The 17207-nt window shown below is 70.3% G+C and carries 17 protein-coding genes; 14 read left to right on the top strand and 3 right to left on the bottom strand.

Annotated elements, in window-relative coordinates; all coding sequences use genetic code 11:
* Window positions 1-227 precede the first annotated feature (227 nt).
* Window positions 228-1007, top strand: coding sequence for a 3-hydroxybutyrate dehydrogenase (locus tag M4I32_RS02495; RefSeq protein ID WP_319032900.1), 780 nt, complete (start codon window positions 228-230; stop codon window positions 1005-1007).
* Window positions 1004-1948, top strand: a complete 945-nt coding sequence (locus tag M4I32_RS02490; protein WP_319032899.1) for an alpha/beta hydrolase — start codon at window positions 1004-1006, stop codon at window positions 1946-1948. The genes M4I32_RS02495 and M4I32_RS02490 overlap by 4 nt, the downstream gene beginning before the upstream one ends.
* A gap of 285 nt (window positions 1949-2233) precedes the next feature.
* Here M4I32_RS02490 and M4I32_RS02485 read toward each other — a convergent pair whose 3' ends face one another.
* Window positions 2234-3049 (bottom strand): IclR family transcriptional regulator, encoded by an 816-nt coding sequence (locus M4I32_RS02485; protein ID WP_319032898.1) that lies wholly within the window; start codon window positions 3047-3049, stop codon window positions 2234-2236.
* Between the two features lie 94 nt (window positions 3050-3143).
* On the opposite strand from M4I32_RS02485, the gene M4I32_RS02480 reads away from it, so the two are divergent.
* From M4I32_RS02480 to M4I32_RS02470, 3 genes are read left to right on the top strand one after another with little or no spacing between them, the layout of a single operon-like run.
* Entirely contained in the window at window positions 3144-3926 is a 783-nt protein-coding gene (locus tag M4I32_RS02480; protein ID WP_319032897.1) for a CoA transferase subunit A, read from the top strand.
* 1 nt (window position 3927) lies between these two features.
* Window positions 3928-4584, top strand: coding sequence for a CoA transferase subunit B (locus M4I32_RS02475; protein ID WP_319032896.1), 657 nt, complete (start codon window positions 3928-3930; stop codon window positions 4582-4584).
* Window positions 4581-5762: an acetyl-CoA C-acetyltransferase gene (locus M4I32_RS02470; RefSeq protein ID WP_319032895.1), complete on the top strand. Its 1182-nt coding sequence runs from the start codon at window positions 4581-4583 to the stop codon at window positions 5760-5762. The genes M4I32_RS02475 and M4I32_RS02470 overlap by 4 nt, the downstream gene beginning before the upstream one ends.
* A gap of 79 nt (window positions 5763-5841) precedes the next feature.
* Here M4I32_RS02470 and M4I32_RS02465 read toward each other — a convergent pair whose 3' ends face one another.
* On the bottom strand, window positions 5842-6099 hold the full coding sequence (locus M4I32_RS02465) for a hypothetical protein (RefSeq protein ID WP_319032894.1): 258 nt from the start codon (window positions 6097-6099) through the stop codon (window positions 5842-5844).
* 81 nt (window positions 6100-6180) lie between these two features.
* Between M4I32_RS02465 and M4I32_RS02460 the strand changes: the two genes are divergently transcribed.
* The 9 genes from M4I32_RS02460 to serA all read left to right on the top strand — a co-directional run bounded on the left by M4I32_RS02460 (window position 6181) and on the right by serA (window position 16593).
* A complete protein-coding gene (locus tag M4I32_RS02460) occupies window positions 6181-7704 on the top strand; it encodes an alpha,alpha-trehalose-phosphate synthase (UDP-forming) (protein ID WP_413466771.1) in 1524 nt (507 codons plus the stop codon).
* Complete coding sequence (locus M4I32_RS02455) at window positions 7701-8546, top strand: trehalose-phosphatase (RefSeq protein WP_319032892.1); 846 nt, start codon at window positions 7701-7703, stop codon at window positions 8544-8546. Before M4I32_RS02460 ends, M4I32_RS02455 begins: the two co-directional genes overlap by 4 nt.
* A 10-nt stretch (window positions 8547-8556) precedes the next feature.
* The gene (gene ilvD, locus M4I32_RS02450; RefSeq protein ID WP_319032891.1) at window positions 8557-10293 is read left to right on the top strand and encodes a dihydroxy-acid dehydratase; all 1737 of its coding nucleotides are present in this window, start codon (window positions 8557-8559) and stop codon (window positions 10291-10293) included.
* A gap of 92 nt (window positions 10294-10385) precedes the next feature.
* Window positions 10386-12185: an acetolactate synthase large subunit gene (locus M4I32_RS02445; protein ID WP_319032890.1), complete on the top strand. Its 1800-nt coding sequence runs from the start codon at window positions 10386-10388 to the stop codon at window positions 12183-12185.
* Between the two features lie 2 nt (window positions 12186-12187).
* Window positions 12188-12697, top strand: coding sequence for an acetolactate synthase small subunit (gene ilvN, locus M4I32_RS02440; protein ID WP_319032889.1), 510 nt, complete (start codon window positions 12188-12190; stop codon window positions 12695-12697).
* A 93-nt stretch (window positions 12698-12790) separates the two neighbouring features.
* Complete coding sequence (gene ilvC / locus M4I32_RS02435) at window positions 12791-13816, top strand: ketol-acid reductoisomerase (protein ID WP_319032888.1); 1026 nt, start codon at window positions 12791-12793, stop codon at window positions 13814-13816.
* 132 nt (window positions 13817-13948) lie between these two features.
* Entirely contained in the window at window positions 13949-14491 is a 543-nt protein-coding gene (locus M4I32_RS02430) for a DNA polymerase III subunit gamma/tau (RefSeq protein ID WP_319032887.1), read from the top strand.
* A complete protein-coding gene (locus tag M4I32_RS02425) occupies window positions 14488-14853 on the top strand; it encodes a bacitracin resistance protein (RefSeq protein WP_319032886.1) in 366 nt (121 codons plus the stop codon). Before M4I32_RS02430 ends, M4I32_RS02425 begins: the two co-directional genes overlap by 4 nt.
* Window positions 14854-14988: 135 nt before the next feature.
* Window positions 14989-16593: a phosphoglycerate dehydrogenase gene (gene serA, locus M4I32_RS02420; RefSeq protein WP_319032885.1), complete on the top strand. Its 1605-nt coding sequence runs from the start codon at window positions 14989-14991 to the stop codon at window positions 16591-16593.
* A gap of 3 nt (window positions 16594-16596) precedes the next feature.
* Here serA and M4I32_RS02415 read toward each other — a convergent pair whose 3' ends face one another.
* Window positions 16597-17142: a TetR/AcrR family transcriptional regulator gene (locus M4I32_RS02415; RefSeq protein WP_319032884.1), complete on the bottom strand. Its 546-nt coding sequence runs from the start codon at window positions 17140-17142 to the stop codon at window positions 16597-16599.
* Between the last annotated feature and the right edge of the window lie 65 nt (window positions 17143-17207).

The following is a 17207-nucleotide window of genomic DNA, read 5'->3' as shown; positions in this document are numbered from 1 at the left end:
ACCATAACGATCCCTGTCCTACCCCGTAATCACGCCGCTAGATCGAGATCCCATCCACACTTTTTGGCCTATAGCCCCCGGCGCGTCCCACTGACCACGCTCGGCTGTCGGAGAACGACGTTCGGGAGGAGGTGACAGAGCGCTGTGTGACAGGCGAGGGGTCTGCAGGCTGGTCGCGAGGTGCGCGCGGTCGCTAGGGTCGTGCACAACGGGCAGCAGGGAGCGCGATGAGGGGCACCACCGTGGGTGAGAAGCCGAGCGAGCAGAGCCTCGCGGGCAGGCGCGCCCTCGTGACCGGCGGCGCCAGCGGCATCGGTCTCGCCTGCTCCCGCGCCCTCGCCGAACGGGGCGCGCACGTCGTCGTTGCGGACATCGACGCGGACGCCGCAGCATCCGTCGCCGACGAGGTGGGCGGCGAGGCGTGGGCGGTCGATCTCGCCGACACCACCGCGCTCGAGTCCCTCGATGTGTCCGCCGACATCCTGATCAACAACGCCGGCATCCAGCGGGTCGCCCCCATCACGGAATTCGATCCCCAGGACTTCCGCCTCATCCAGCGGATCATGGTCGAGGCGCCGTTCCTGCTCATCCGTGCGGCGCTGCCGGGCATGTACGCGCGGGGCTGGGGGCGCATCATCAACGTATCGAGCGTGCACGGGCTGCGGGCCAGCGCATTCAAGTCCGCCTACGTCACCGCCAAGCACGGGCTCGAAGGCCTGTCGAAGGTCACTGCGCTGGAGGGTGGCGCGCACGGGGTCACGAGCAACTGCATCAACCCCGGTTACGTGCGCACGCCGCTGGTCGAGCGACAGATCGCCGATCAGGCGCGTCTGCACGGCATCCCCGTGTCCGAGGTGATCGAGCGGGTGATGCTCACCGAGAGTGCGGTCAAGCGCCTCGTCGAACCCGAGGAGGTCGCCTCGCTCGCAACCTGGCTGGTGTCGGATGCCGCGGGCATGGTCACCGGCGCGTCGTACACCATGGACGGTGGATGGAGCTCCCGATGAGCCCCCGGGGCGTCTGGGCGGCGCAGGCGCACAGCCCGGAACGCGCGTACCGCACGGTGGCCGTGCCCGTCGCCGGGGGTGAGCTCACCGTGGGCGTCTGGGATGCGGCCGGCGAGCGCACGGCGGACGTGCTGCTCGTGCACGGCGTGACGTCGTCGCATCTGGCGTGGCCCCTCGTTGTGCGGGCGCTGCCGCCGGGCGTGCGCGCGATCGCGCCCGACCTGCGCGGACGCGGGCGGAGCAATGCCGTCACCGGCCCCGCGGGTCTCGCCGCGCACGCCGACGATCTGGCCGCCGTCCTCGAGGCGCTGGGTGTGGCGCAGGTGATGGTCGTCGGCCACTCGATGGGCGCGTTCGTCGCGGCGGTTCTGGCGCAGCGACATCCCGAGCGCGTGTCACGGCTGGTGCTCGTCGACGGCGGACTGCCGCTCGACGTGCCCGCGGGAATGGATGCCGACGAGGTCGTCGCCCGGGTGCTCGGCCCCACCGCCGAGCGGCTGCGGATGCGGTTCGCCGACGCCGACGCCTACCTCGACTTCTGGCGGGGACATCCCGCGTTCGCGGGGGAGTGGACGCCGGAACTGGAGGAGTACTTCCGATACGACCTCGCGCCCGACGGCGAGCGGTGGCGCCCCGCCACCAGCTACGCGACGACCGTGGAAGACACTCTCGATCTGCTCGCCGGCTCCGGAGCGGAGGCGCTGGCCGGTCTGCGGCATCCCGCCCTGCTGCTGACGGTTCCCCGCGGGCTGCGCGACGAGACACCCGGCCTGTACGAGGCGACGCGCCTGGAGCGGCAGCTGCGGGGGATGCCGCGGGTGCGGGGGATGCCGCGGGTGCGACACGAGCGCCTCGACGGGTACAACCACTACACGATAGTGCTCACGCCCGCGGGCGCCGCAGACGTGGCGGCTCGGGTCACGGCCGAGCTCGCGTTGTGAGCTTTCGGCGCCGTGCCCACCGGCTCGTGCCCAACGGCGCTGTGCCCAACGGCCCGTGCCCAACGGCCCGTGCCCAACGGCGCTGTGCCCAACGGCCCGTGCCCACCGGCCGCGGCTGCACTTTTCGGCGTGGGCGCTACGAATAGGTGCCGCCACGGCCGATAAGTGCAGCCCCAACCGCGATAAGTGCAGCCCCCACCGCGATAGGTGCAGCCCCCACCGCGATTAGTGCCGCCCAAACCGCGATAAGTGCAGCCCCAACCGCGTCGATCGCGGCCGCCGTGCTCAGCGCCCCGCCGCCGCCAGTCGCGTGCTGAGCTGGTGGGCATGGGCGAGCAGCGTGCGACCCAGGGCGGGAAGGCGGTCGTCGCCGAAGCGGAACTGCACGCCCGTGAGGCTCAGCGCCCACTCGGGCTGCCCCGCCCGATTGAACACGGCCGCCCCCATCCCCCAGCTGCCTTCGACGATCAGCCCGGGATTGACGGCGTAGCCGCGGTCGCGCGTCTCGGACAGCCGCGCGCGCATCGCGACCACATCGTGGGCGGCGCCCCAGCGCTCGGCGAGCTCGGGGTGTCGCGCCAGATAGGCCTCGACGTCGGCCGGCGGCAGGAACGCGAGGATCGCCAGCCCCGCCGATGCGACGCCGAGGGGAAAGCGCGTCCCCTCGCTGAGCACGAACGAGCGGATGGGGAAGGCGCCCTCCTCGCGCAGCAGGCACACGGTCTCGTCGCCGCGACGCACCGAGAGGAAGGCGCTCTCCTCCGTGCGGGCGGCAAGGGAGCGCACCACGTCCCGGGCGAGCGCAGTCACATCGTACCGGGCTGCCGCGACGGTTCCCATGAGGAACAGCTCGGGGCCGGGCATCCAGCACGACGTCGCGTCGTCCTGATCCACGAGCCCCTCCGCGCGCAGTGCGGCGAGCAGGCGGTGGGTCGTCGAGCGCGACAGGTCGGCGTGCCGGGCCAGATCCGCAAGCTTCGCACCGCGCTCGCCGGATGCGGTCACCAGCCGCAGCAGGCGCGCGGCCCGCGCGACCGCCTGCGCGCCGGGTACGGATGCCGTGGTGTCCACAATGTGGACAGTAGGGCCCGCGGCATCCATATCGCAAGCGATCGTTGCGCCCGGCGGGCGACCGGACGAGGGTGGGACACGGCGCCTGCGGGCGCGGGATCGCCCCGGCACGAAGGAGTGGAACGTGATCGACAAGCAGGTCGCCAGCGCCGCGGAGGCGGTCGCCGACATCCCCGACGGGGCCACGCTCGCCGTCGGCGGATTCGGTCTCTCTGGCAATCCCATCGCACTGATCGAGGCGCTGCTCGCACAGGGGACCACCGACCTCAGTATCGTCAGCAACAACTGCGGGGTCGATGACTGGGGGCTGGGCGTGCTGCTGAACGCCAAACGCATCCGCAAGATGACCTCGTCGTACGTGGGCGAGAACAAGGAGTTCGAGCGGCAGTTCCTCTCGGGTGAACTCGAGCTCGAGCTGACCGCGCAGGGGACGCTCGCCGAGAAGCTGCGCGCCGGCGGCTCGGGCATCGCGGCGTTCTACACCCAGACCGGCGTCGGCACCCAGGTTGCCGAGGGCGGCCTGCCGCGGCGCTATGACGGGTCGGGTGGCGTCGCCGTCGCCTCGCCGAAGAAGGACGTGCGCGAGTTCACCTTCGCCGGGCAGCACCGCGAGTTCATGCTCGAAGAGGCGATCACCACCGATTACTCGCTCGTGCACGCGTTGCGCGCCGACCGGCACGGCAACCTGGTGTTCAACAAGACGGCGCGCAACTTCAACCCGCTCGCGGCCATGGCCGGGCGCGTGTGCATCGTGCAGGCCGAGGAGCTGGTCGAACCGGGCGAGATCGACCCGGACGAGGTGCATCTGCCCGGCATCTACGTGCACCGCATCGTCGAGGTGGGCACCGACATCGAGAAGCGGATCGAGCGACGCACGGTGCGCGCCGCCCGCCAAGGAGGGGAGTGAGATGGCGCTCACGAGAGATCAGATGGCCGCCCGCGCCGCCCGCGAGCTGATCGACGGGTCGTACGTCAACCTCGGGATCGGGCTGCCGACGCTCGTGCCCAACCATGTGCCCGACGACATCACCGTCGTGCTGCAGTCCGAGAACGGCATCCTGGGCGTCGGTCCCTACCCGCTCGAGGAGCGCGTCGACCCCGACCTGATCAATGCGGGCAAGGAGACCGTCACGGTGCTGCCGGGCGCGGCCTACTTCGACTCGGCCACGAGCTTCGGGATGATCCGCGGCGGCAAGATCGACGCGGCGATCCTGGGGGCGATGCAGGTCTCGGCCACGGGAGACCTGGCCAACTGGATGATCCCCGGCAAGATGGTCAAGGGCCCCGGCGGGGCGATGGATCTGGTGCACGGGGCGGCGAAGCTCATCATCCTCATGGACCACACCGCCAAGGACGGCTCGCCCAAGATCGTCGACGCGTGCTCGCTGCCGCTCACCGGCAAGGGTGTCGTCGACCGCATCATCACGGACATCGCGGTGATCGACGTCACGCCCCAGGGGCTCGTGCTGATCGAGACGGCGCCCGGGGTGAGCGTCGACGAGGTGATCGCGGCGACCGAGCCGCCGCTGAGGGTCTCCGACACGTTGCGCGAGGTGGCGGCATGACCGACGACATCGTCATCGTCGCGGCGGCCCGCACGCCCCAGGGCCGCCTGAAGGGGCAGCTCGCATCCTTCAGCGCGTCGCAGCTCGGTGCGTTCGCCATCCGGGGTGCGCTCGAGCGCGGGGGCATCGACCCGGGCGCTGTGGATGCCGTCATCCTCGGCCAGGTCCTGCCCGTCGGCAGCGGTCAGAACCCCGCGCGACAGGCGGCGCTCGGCGCCGGACTCGGCTGGAACGTGCACGCCACGGGCGTGAACAAGGTGTGCCTCTCGGGACTCACGGCCGTGATCGACGCTGTGCGCATGATCGCGACGGGCGATGCCACCGTCGTCGTCGCCGGCGGCATGGAATCGATGACCCGTGCCCCGCACCTGCTGAGGGGCTCCCGCGACGGCTGGAGCTACGGCAGCGTCGAGGTTCTCGACCACATGGCGCACGACGGCCTCACCGACGCGTACGACCGCGAGAGCATGGGGGCTTCGACCGAGCGCCACAACGGCCGGCTGGAGGTGACGCGCGAGCAGCAGGACGCTGCCGCCGCACGCTCGCACCAGCGCGCCGCCGCGGCACGCGACGCCGGTGTCTTCGACGCCGAGATCGTGCCCGTCGAGGTGCCGCAGCGCAAGGGCGACCCGGTCGTGCTGACGGCGGACGAGGGCATCCGCTCCGACACCACGCCCGAAGCCCTTGCGCGGCTGCGTCCGGCGTTCGCGCCCGACGGCTCGATCACCGCCGGCAACGCCTCGCAGATCTCCGACGGCGCGTCAGCCCTCGTGGTCACGACGCGGGCGCACGCCGACGAGCGGGGCTGGCCGGTGCTGGCGGTCGTCGGGGCGAGCGGCCAGGTGGCCGGGCCCGACAACACGCTGCACGCGCAGCCCGCCCGCGCGATCGAGCGCGCGCTGACCAAGCAGGGCATCGGCGCCGATCACCTCGACCTGGTCGAGATCAACGAGGCCTTCGCGGCCGTGCTCGTTCGCTCACAGCGGGAACTCGGGCTGAGGGACGAGATCGTGAATCCGCACGGCGGCGGCATCGCCATCGGTCACCCGATCGGAGCTTCGGGCGCGCGCCTTGTCGTGCACGCCGTACATGAGCTGGTCCGCCGCGGCGGTGGCACGGCCGCCGTCGGCCTGTGCGGGGGCGGGGGACAGGGCGAGGCGCTCCTCGTCACTCGCTGACCTTTGATCGAGAACACAGCTGTGCCCCGGTTCCGCGCAGAAACCGGGGCACAAGCTCGTTCTCGGCGGGGAAGGAGGGTCAGGCTTCGCGGCGCACGCGCTGGCGCATCAGCTTCTTCTCCTTGCCGCGCACGGGGGAGTCGTCGGGGATCGGCTTGCCCCGGGAGGCGCGGCGGGTGTCGACGATCGACCCGATCGCCAGCGCGAGGCTGATCCCCCAGCTGAGCCAGGCCAGCGCCGTGCGCCAGGTGAACTCTCCCTCACGCGCCGACCTCAGCAGGGTGACCCCGCCGGTGAACGCAGAGATGATTCCGGTTCCTAAGACGTACTTGCGCATACCAGCCAACGTACCGCGTGTCACCGCCGCGGCATCCACCCCTTGACAACCGTGCGGATGCTGCGCGCGGGGCGACGTGACATGCGGCGGCGACGCGCGCAAGCCCCGGGCGCCGACGGGTGCGCCCGATACCCTGGGGTGACCAGTGCTCCTCCCACGCCCCGAGAGGCCCCCGTGACGCCACCACCGCCGTACCTCGCAGACTTCGTCGTCGTCGCCAATCGCCTGCCCGTCGACCGCGGCGACGGCGATGAGGAGTGGCGTCGTTCGCCCGGGGGGCTGGTGACGGCTCTCGAGCCGGTCATGCGGGGCACCGACGGCGCCTGGGTAGGCTGGCCCGGCAAGCCGGACATGCAGGTGGAGCCGTTCGACTTCGACGGAACGCGGCTGGTTCCGATCACGCTGACGGCCGAAGACGTGGAGCTCTACTACGAGGGTTTCTCGAACGACACGATCTGGCCCCTGTATCACGACGTCATCGCCGCTCCCCGCTACCGCAGGCAGTGGTGGGACGCGTACGTGCGCGTCAACCGCCGCTTTGCCGAGGCGTCGGCGCACGTCGCGGCCGAGGGCGCGACCGTCTGGGTGCAGGACTATCAGCTGCAGCTGGTGCCCAAGATGCTGCGCGACCAGCGCCCCGACCTGACCATCGGCTATTTCCATCACATTCCCTTTCCCGCATACGGCCTGTACTCCCAGCTGCCGTGGCGCCGCCAGGTGCTCGAGGGACTGCTCGGTGCCGACGTGATCGGCTTTCAGCGGGTGGCGGATGCCGGCAACTTCGCCCGTGCGGTCCGGCGGCGGCTGCGGTACGACACGAAGGCATCCGGCATCACGGTGCCCACCGGGGACGGCACGAGCCGGGTGGCCTTGGCCCGGGCGTTCCCGATCTCGATCGATGCGCAGTCGTACGCCGACCTCGCCCGCGACCCCGATGTGCAGGCGCGGGCGAAGGAGATCCGCGAGGGTCTCGGCAACCCGCGCAAGATCCTGCTCGGCGTCGATCGCCTCGACTACACCAAGGGCATCCGCCACCGCATGAAGGCGTTCGGCGAGCTGCTCGAAGACGAGCACATCGACTCGTCCGATGTCACGCTCGTGCAGGTCGCCAGTCCCAGCCGCGAACGCGTCGAGGCGTACTCGCACCTGCGCGACGAGATCGAACTGACGGTCGGCCGTATCAACGGCACCTACGACACCGTCGGGCACACCGCCATCCGCTATCTGCACCACGGGTACCCGCGCGAAGAGATGGTCGCGCTGTTCCTCGCGGCCGACGTCATGCTCGTCACGGCCCTTCGTGACGGTATGAACCTCGTGGCGAAGGAGTACGTGGCCTCGCGGACGGACAATCGCGGTGTGCTGGTGCTGAGCGAGTTCGCGGGAGCGGCGGACGAGCTCGGCAGCGCCCTGCTGATCAACCCGCACGACATCGTCGGCATGAAGGAGACGATCATGCGGGCGATCGACATGCCGGGAGCCGAGCAGGGGCGGCGGATGCGGGCGCTTCGCCGCCGGGTGTTCGAGCACGACGTGAACGCCTGGTCGAAGTCGTTCCTGTCAGCCCTCGCCAAGGCCCGTGAGCGCGCGGGGGACCGCGCGTGAACGCTGAAGAGGCGCTGATGCGGCTCGCGCACACGCCGCGTCTGCTGATCGCGCTCGATTTCGATGGCACGATGGCGCCGCTCGGTGACGAGCCCATGGCGGTGCGGGCGCTCCCTGCCGCCCAGACGGCGGTGGCCGGCCTCGCACGGTTGCCCGAGACGTTCGTCGCGTTCGTGTCGGGTCGCACGCTCGCCGATCTGCGGGTCATCGCCGAGCACGACGATGCCTCGGTCGTGCATCTCGCCGGCTCGCACGGCGCCGAGTACTGGCACCCCGCGGATGCCGCCGGGCAGCACGAGGCGAGGACTTCGGCTCCGGAGGAGGACTCCGCGCCCGGTGCGGTCCTCGCGCCGCGCAATGATCCTCGTGCCGAGCCGGAGGGCGGGGCGGATGCCGCGGCCGTGCTGACCGCGGCCGAAGCGGCCGTGGCGGAGATCGACGGCGCCTGGATCGAAGACAAGGCGTACGGATTCGGGCTGCACACCCGCCTGGCCGCCCCGCAGGACGCCCGCCGCGCCCACGAGCTCGTCGACGAGATGATGAGCGAGACGGCGCCGCAGTGGCGCCGGCGCAGCGGCCGCGACATCCTCGAGTTCTCCTGGCGACACGAGGGCAAGGACGCCGCCGTCGCCGCGCTGCGAGAGAGCCTCGGCGCCACCGCCGTGCTCTTCGCGGGCGACGACGTCACCGACGAGGATGCCCTGGCGTCGCTCGGTCCCGACGATGTCGGCGTGCGGGTGGGTGCGGGCGAGACCGTCGCGTCGGTGCGGGTGGACGATCCCGCCGAGCTCGCCGAGATGCTCGCACGGCTGGCGCGGATGCGGGCCGCCGCACAGGAATAGACTTTGGGGCATGGCTTCCTCCGCTTCATCCCCCGACTCCGACCCCTCGTCCGACTCGACCGTCGACATCAAGCCGCGCAGCCGAGCCGTCACCGATGGGATCGAGGCGACGACGTCGCGTGGGATGCTTCGCGCCGTCGGCATGGGCGACGCGGACTGGGAGAAGCCGCAGATCGGCATCGCCTCGAGCTGGAACGAGATCACGCCCTGCAACCTGAGCCTCGACAGGCTGGCTCAGGGCGCGAAGGAGGGCGTGCACGGCGGCGGCGGCTACCCGCTGCAGTTCGGCACGATCTCGGTCTCGGACGGCATCTCGATGGGCCACGAGGGCATGCACTTCTCGCTCGTGTCGCGCGAGGTGATCGCCGACTCGGTCGAGACGGTCATGATGGCCGAACGGCTCGACGGCTCCGTGCTGCTGGCCGGCTGCGACAAGTCGATCCCCGGGATGCTGATGGCCAGCGCCCGCCTCGACCTCTCGAGCGTGTTCTTGTACGCCGGCTCGATCGCGCCGGGCTGGGTCAAGCTCTCGGACGGCACCGAGAAGGACATCACGATCATCGACTCCTTCGAGGGCGTGGGCGCGTGCCTGTCCGGCCGCATGAGCGAAGCCGACCTCAAGCGCATCGAGTGCTCCTTCGCCCCCGGCGAGGGCGCGTGCGGCGGCATGTACACCGCGAACACGATGGCCTCGGTGGCCGAGGCCCTCGGCCTCAGCCTGCCCGGCTCCGCCGCCCCGCCGTCGGCCGACCGCCGCCGCGACGTCTACGCGCACCGCTCGGGCGAGGCGGTCGTGAATCTGCTGCGCCAGGGCATCACGACCCGCGACATCCTCACCAAGGAGGCGTTCGAGAACGCGATCGCCCTCGCGATGGCGCTCGGCGGCTCGACCAACGTCGTGCTGCACCTGCTCGCGATCGCGCACGAGGCCGAGGTCGAGCTGAGCCTGCAGGACTTCAACCGCATCGGCGACCGCGTGCCGCACGTGGCCGACATGAAGCCGTTCGGCAACTACGTGATGAACGACGTCGACCGCCACGGCGGCATCCCCGTCGTCATGAAGGCGATGCTCGACGAGGGCCTGCTGCACGGCGACGCCCTGACCGTGACGGGCAAGACCCTGGCCGAGAACCTGCGGGATCTCGATCCGGAGCCGGTCGACGGCACCGTCATCCACCGCTTCGACGACCCGATCCACGCCACGGGCGGCCTGACGATCCTGCAGGGATCGCTCGCCCCCGAGGGTGCCGTCGTGAAGACGGCCGGCTTCGACGCGGCGCTGTTCGAGGGACCCGCGCGCGTGTTCGAGCGAGAGCGCGCCGCGATGGACGCCCTCGAGGCCGGGCACATCGGCGCCGGCGACGTGGTGGTGATCCGCTACGAGGGCCCGAAGGGCGGCCCCGGGATGCGCGAGATGCTCGCCATCACCGCCGCCATCAAGGGAGCCGGCCTCGGCAAAGATGTACTACTCTTGACGGACGGTCGATTCTCCGGCGGCACAACCGGCCTCTGCATCGGCCATATAGCACCCGAAGCGGTGGACGCTGGTCCCATCGCCTTCGTGCGCGATGGTGATCTGATACGGGTCGATATCGCGGCTCGCACTCTCGACCTACTCGTCGATGAGGCTGAGCTCAGCTCCCGCCGCTCCGGCTGGGAACCGCTGCCCCCGCGCTATACCCGAGGCGTCCTGGCCAAGTACTCCGCGCTCGTGCATTCCGCAGCCGAGGGCGCTGTCACGGGGTGAGAATCCCGCGCATCGCGCTCCCGGTCGATCCGGTCGCACGTCGACGCACGCGCGGCATCCACACCACACACGAAACATCGAGGAATCCCACCATGCCCGCCGAACCCGCAACGGCCGTGCCACGGCCCCCCGCCCGCACCGCGTCCGCGCCCGTGCTCACGGGTGCGCAAGCGGTCGTCCGCTCCTTGGAGCTGCTCGGCGTCACCGATGTGTTCGGTCTGCCCGGCGGCGCAATCCTGCCCGTCTACGACCCCCTGATGGACACCGCCGACGTGCGCCACATCCTCGTGCGCCACGAACAGGGCGCCGGGCACGCCGCGGAAGGCTACGCCGCGGCATCCGGTCGCACGGGGGTCGCGATCGCGACGTCCGGCCCCGGAGCCACGAACCTCGTCACCGCGATCGCCGACGCCCACATGGACTCGGTGCCGCTGGTCGCGATCACCGGTCAGGTCTTCAGCACGCTGATGGGCACCGACGCGTTCCAGGAGGCCGACATCGTCGGCATCACGATGCCGATCACCAAGCACTCGATCCTGGTGAAGACGGCCGATGAGATCCCCGGGGCCATCGCCGCGGCATTCGAGATCGCCGGCACGGGCCGCCCTGGACCGGTACTGGTCGACATCACGAAGGACGCACAGCAGGGCGAGGCCCCCTTCGTCTGGCCGCCCAAGATCGACCTGCCGGGATATCGCCCGGTGACCAAGGCGCACGGCAAGCAGATCCAGGCCGCAGCCCAGCTGCTCGCCGAGGCCAAGAAGCCGGTGCTCTATGTGGGCGGCGGTGTCGTGCGTGCGCGCGCGGCCGCAGAGCTGCGCCGACTGGCGGAGTCCACGGGCGCGCCCGTGGTGACGACGCTGATGGCCCGCGGCGCCTTTCCCGACTCGCACCCGCAGCACCTCGGCATGCCGGGGATGCACGGTACCGTCCCGGCCGTCCTGGCCTTGCAGGAGGCGGACCTGCTGGTGTCGCTGGGCGCCCGATTCGACGACCGCGTCACCGGCAAGGCCAGCCTTTTCGCGCCGCACGCGAAGGTGGTGCACGTCGACATCGATCCGGCCGAGATCTCCAAGATCCGCACCGCCGACGTGCCGATCGTGGGAGACCTCAAGGACGTGCTCGTCGATCTCGACACCGCGTTCCAGAGCCAGGGCACCGAGGCCGACACCGCCGAATGGTGGTCGTTCCTCGACGGACTGCGCGACGAGTTCCCGCTGGGCTACACCGAGCCCACCGACGGCCTGCTCGCCCCGCAGCACGTGATCCAGCGCATCGGAGAGCTGACCGGCCCCGAGGGCGTGTACGCCGCGGGCGTGGGTCAGCACCAGATGTGGGCGGCGCAGTTCATCAAGTACGAGCGCCCGAACGCGTGGCTCAACTCCGGCGGCGCCGGCACGATGGGATACGCGGTCCCTGCCGCGATGGGGGCCAAGGTCGCGGAGCCCGATCGCCATGTCTGGGCGATCGACGGCGACGGCTGCTTCCAGATGACCAATCAGGAGCTCGCCACCTGCGTGATCAACGAGATCCCCATCAAGGTCGCGATCATCAACAACTCCTCGCTCGGCATGGTGCGCCAGTGGCAGACGCTGTTCTACAACGGCCGCTACTCGCACACCGACCTGAACACGGGGCATGCCACCGCTCGGGTGCCCGACTTCGTCAAGCTCGCGGAGGCCTACGGGTGCCTGGCGATCCGGGTCGAGAAGCCGGAAGAGGTGGATGCCGCCATCACGCTGGCCCTCGAGACCAACGACCGTCCCGTCGTCATCGACTTCGTCGTGAGCGCCGACGCGATGGTGTGGCCGATGGTCCCGCAGGGCGTCAGCAACAGCTACGTGCAGTACGCCCGCGACCACGCCCCGGCATTCGACGAGCAGGAGGACTGAGCATGAGCAGGCACGTTCTGAGCCTCCTGGTGGAGGACAAGCCCGGGCTGCTGACGCGCGTCGCGGGGCTGTTCGCCCGTCGCGGCTTCAACATCGAGTCGCTCGCCGTCGGCGTGACCGAGGTGCCGGGTCTCTCTCGCATCACGGTCGTCGTCGACGTCGACGAGCTGCCGCTCGAACAGGTCACCAAGCAGCTGAACAAGCTGATCAACGTGATCAAGATCGTCGAGCTCGAGTCATCGGCATCCGTGCAGCGCGAACACGTGCTGGTCAAGGTGCGCGCCGACAACTCCACGCGATCCAACGTGATCGAGGTCGTGAACCTCTTCCGCGCCTCGATCGTGGACTACGCCGCCGACGCCCTCGTCATCGAGGTGACGGGCGACCGGGGCAAGGTCGACGCGTTCCTGCGCGCGATCGAGCCGTTCGGCGTTCGTGAGCTCGCGCAGTCCGGGCTTCTGGCGATCGGGCGCGGCGGCAAGAGCATCACGGAACGCGTGCTGCGCGGCTGACCCCCGACCTCGGTCGCTGCGTCTCGACTCGCTTCGCTCGCTCCCCGACCGGTAGACAGCCATCGAATCGACAAACAAGGAGAACCACACAACATGGCAGAGATCTTCTACGACGCCGACGCCGACCTCTCGCTGATCCAGGGCAAGAAGGTCGCGATCGTGGGCTACGGCTCGCAGGGCCACGCGCACGCGCAGAACCTGCGCGACTCGGGCGTCGAGGTCGTCATCGCCCTCAAGGAGGGCTCGAAGTCCATCGCCAAGGCGGAGGAGGACGGCTTCGCCGTCAAGAACGTGGCGGATGCCGCCGAGTGGGCCGACGTGATCATGATCCTCGCGCCCGACCAGCACCAGCGCTCGATCTACACCGACCACATCAAGCCTCAGCTGGCGCCCGGCAAGACCCTCGCGTTCGCGCACGGGTTCAACATCCGCTTCGGGTACATCGAGGCGCCCGAGGGGGTCGACGTGATCCTGATCGCGCCGAAGGCCCCCGGTCACACGGTGCGCCGTGAGTTCGTCGCCGGTCGCGGCATCCCCGACATCATCGCCGTCGAGCAGGACGCCTCGGGCCACGCCTGGGATCTCGCCAAGTCGTACGCCAAGGCCATCGGCGGCACGCGGGCGGGCGTCATCAAGACGACCTTCACCGAGGAGACCGAGACCGACCTCTTCGGCGAGCAGTCGGTGCTGTGCGGTGGTGTCTCCCAGCTCGTCCAGTACGGCTTCGAGACGCTGACCGAGGCCGGCTACCAGCCGCAGATCGCGTACTTCGAGGTGCTGCACGAGCTCAAGCTCATCGTCGATCTCATGTGGGAGGGCGGCATCGCCAAGCAGCGCTGGTCGGTGTCGGACACCGCAGAGTACGGCGACTACGTGTCGGGACCGCGCGTCATCGACGAGAGCGTCAAGGAGAACATGAAGGGCGTGCTCGCCGACATCCAGTCGGGTGCCTTCGCCAAGCGCTTCATCGGCGACCAGGATGCCGGCGGGCCCGAGTTCCTCGCCCTGCGCGAGAAGGCGGCGGGTCACCCCATCGAGGCCACCGGCAAGGAGCTGCGTTCGCTGTTCTCGTGGAAGCAGCAGGACGCCGACTACACCGAGGGCTCAGCCGCGCGCTGACGTCCGCACGAGACCAGCCGTCCGCACCCGGCACGGCTTCGGCCCGGCCGCCGCACCCCCGTACCCAGGGGCGCGGCGGCCGGGTCTTCTGTTTCGGCAGCGCGAGGGCGGCCACCTGGGTACGCTGAGGGAATGGCCGGACGCGATGACGATGCCCTGAGCTGGGGCGGGGACGACGACCCGACGCTGGCGTCGTCGGGGGAGCGCACGCGCGACGCACCGTCGCCCCGTGAGGACCCGGCGCTGGCCGAGGGGTGGACCGCGGTCGGCACCCCTCGCCACGCGGAGCCGCAGGCGGACACCGCCGAAGCCCCGCCCGCGACGGCGGCCGACGGCGACGAGCCCGAGCCCGAGCCCGCGGACGGGGAGGCCGCCTCCTCGGCCGGCAACGCGACGCTCATCGGCGTCGGGGTGCTCGGCGGCATCTATCTGCTCTACGCCATCGGCTGGCTCATCGGCGGGCTGCGCCTGCAGGGCCGCTACCAGGTGCTCGTGACCGACGCGATGTACCAGGGGGCGCTGTGGTTCGCGACGGCCGCGCCGCTGATCTGGTTCGGCGCGGTCCTCGTCCTGGCACGTCGCTCGGCCGGATGGGTGCGGTGGCTCGGGCTCATCGCCGGTGCGCTGCTGCTGATCCCGTGGCCCTTCATCATGATCGGAGCGGTGGGAGCATGAGCGAGACGGACGAGGCGGCGCAGACGAGGCCCGCCACACCGGTGCCGGCACTGGTGGCGATCGGCGGCCTGCTCGGGCTGCTGTACGCATACGCCCTCTGGCAGGCGATCGGCAACCTCGTCGGCGCGGCGCAGCAGGCGTCCGAGGTGGGACTGGCGCTGAACGGCCTGGGCTGGTTCCTCTGGATCTTCGCGATCCTGTTCCCGGTGATCGTCTTCGCCGCCGCCTTCGCGCTCTCGTGGAAGCGAGGCACACTCGCCTACACGCTCGCGCTGCTGATGGGACTCGGGCTCGTGGCGGTGTTCTGGCTGAACGTCGTGGCCTATACGAGCCTGAACACCACCGCCGTCCTGACCACGTGACGTCCGTCGCGACGACGCGATGCCGCGAGGTCGGAGCCGGTAGGCTCGATGAAGTCTCGCCCCCGTCCGTGTGCGGCGAAGCATCCCGCATTCCCGTCGCTCCCTGCGGCGCGCAACCCCGTGGAGGATCCCTTCGTGTCGAAACCCGTCGTCCTCATCGCCGAACAGCTCTCGCCCGCGACGATCGATGCGCTCGGACCTGACTTCGACGTGCGCGACGTCGACGGCACCGACCGTGCGGCCCTGCTGAGCGCGCTGGCCGAGGCGAACGCCGTGCTCGTGCGATCGGCGACCAAGATCGACGCCGAGGCCCTCGCGGCCGCACCGAACCTGAAGGTCGTCGCCCGTGCGGGCGTGGGGCTCGACAACGTCGACATCAAGGCGGCGACCACGGCGGGCGTGATGGTCGTGAACGCCCCCACCTCGAACATCATCTCGGCCGCCGAGCTGACCGTCGGGCACATCCTCAGCCTCGCGCGCCGCATCCCCGCCGCGCACGAATCGCTTGCGGGCGGTGAGTGGAAGCGCAGCTCGTTCACCGGCACGGAGCTGTACGAGAAGACGCTGGGTGTCGTGGGCCTGGGCCGTATCGGCGCCCTCGTGGCGGCCCGCGCGCAGGCGTTCGACATGAAGATCGTCGCGTACGACCCCTACATCACCAGCGCCCGCGCCCAGCAGCTCGGGGTGCAGCTGGTCACGCTGGACGAACTGCTGCAGCAGGCCGACTTCCTCACGATCCACATGCCCAAGACGCCGGAGACCACCGGCATGATCGGCACCGAGCAGCTGCGGTTGATGAAGCCCTCCGCGTGTGTCGTCAACGTCGCCCGGGGCGGGCTCATCGATGAGCAGGCGCTCGTCGAGGCGCTGACCTCGGGCACGATCGCCGGCGCCGGCCTGGACGTGTTCACCGCCGAACCGCCGGCTGAGGGCTCGGCTGCGGCGCAGCTGGTGGGACTGGCCAACGTCGTGGTCACGCCGCACCTGGGTGCGAGCACCGAAGAGGCGCAGGAGAAAGCGGGCGTGTCGGTCGCGCGGTCGGTGCGCCTGGCGCTGGGCGGCGAACTCGTCCCGGATGCCGTGAATGTCGCCGGTGGCGCCATCGACCCGTACGTGCGTCCCGGCATCCCGCTCGTCGAGAAGCTCGGTCAGATCTTCGCCGCACTCGCCCGCTCGCCGCTGACGAGCCTGGATGTCGAGGTGCACGGCGAGCTGCACGCCTACGACGTGAGCGTGCTCAAGCTGGCCGCGCTCAAGGGCCTGTTCACGAACATCGTCAGCGAGAGCGTGTCGTATGTGAACGCGCCGCTGCAGGCGGAGCAGCGCGGAGTCGAGGTGCGACTGCTCACGGACGACCAGTCCGAGGAGTACCGCAACGTCATCACGCTCAACGGCGCCCTCTCCGACGGCTCCCAGCTCTCGGTCTCGGGCACGCTGACGGGCACGAAGCAGATCGAGAAGCTCGTGGGCATCAACGGCTACGCGCTCGAGCTGCCGATCGAGAAGCACCACGTCGTGATGCAGTACACGGACCGGCCCGGCATCGTCGCGGTGTACGGGCAGAAGTTCGGCGAGGCGGGCATCAACATCGCGGGCATGCAGATCGCCCGTGTGGCAGCCGGAGGACAGGCGCTCTCGGTGCTCACGGTCGACTCGCCGGTCTCGGAGGAGCTGCTCGAAGAGATCAGCGCGGCCATCCACGCCGACCTGTTCTGTCAGGTGGCGATCACCGAATCCTGACTCTCAGCGCTGCGCGGCGTTCTCGACGAAGGCGATCAGCGCCGCCAGTTCCTCTCCCTCGGGCACCGGGCCGAGCACCGAGCCGATCGTGAGCGCGGCGTTGAAGTAGAGGCCGTCGCTGACGAGCAGCACCATCTGCAGCGCGGTCTCGTCGCGGGCATGCGGGCGGATCGCGTCCTCCCATGCCGTACGCAGCCCGCGAAGCGCCTCGACGGCGGCCGGGTTACCGCTCTGCGCCAGGCGCGAGACGGCGACGATGGCGCGATCGGCGGGTGAACCGGTCATCGTTGATATGCGCATGAACGCCGCGATGGGGCCCTCGGGAGCCGTGCGGATGGCCTCGGTGTCGGACAGTGCCAGGGCTCGCATGTGCTCGATGAGGGCTTCGTTGAGTGCGTCCTTCGACGCGAAATGGTAGAGCAGTCCGCCTTTGGACACCCCCGCCGTGCGTGCGGTCGCCTCCACGGTGGCGGCGCGTTCGCCGTCGGCGATGAGGAGGGCGGCGTAGGCGTCGAGGACGCTCTCGCGGGCGCGTGGGGGCCGGCTCATGCGGGGGACCGGTCCGTGACGGAATGCGGCATCCTGTTACTATACCGTCTGGACGGTTTTCTCGA

Source organism: Microbacterium sp. LRZ72, assembly GCF_033792225.1.
Lineage (GTDB): Bacteria > Actinomycetota > Actinomycetes > Actinomycetales > Microbacteriaceae > Microbacterium.
This window is presented reverse-complemented; position numbering and strand designations above follow the sequence as displayed.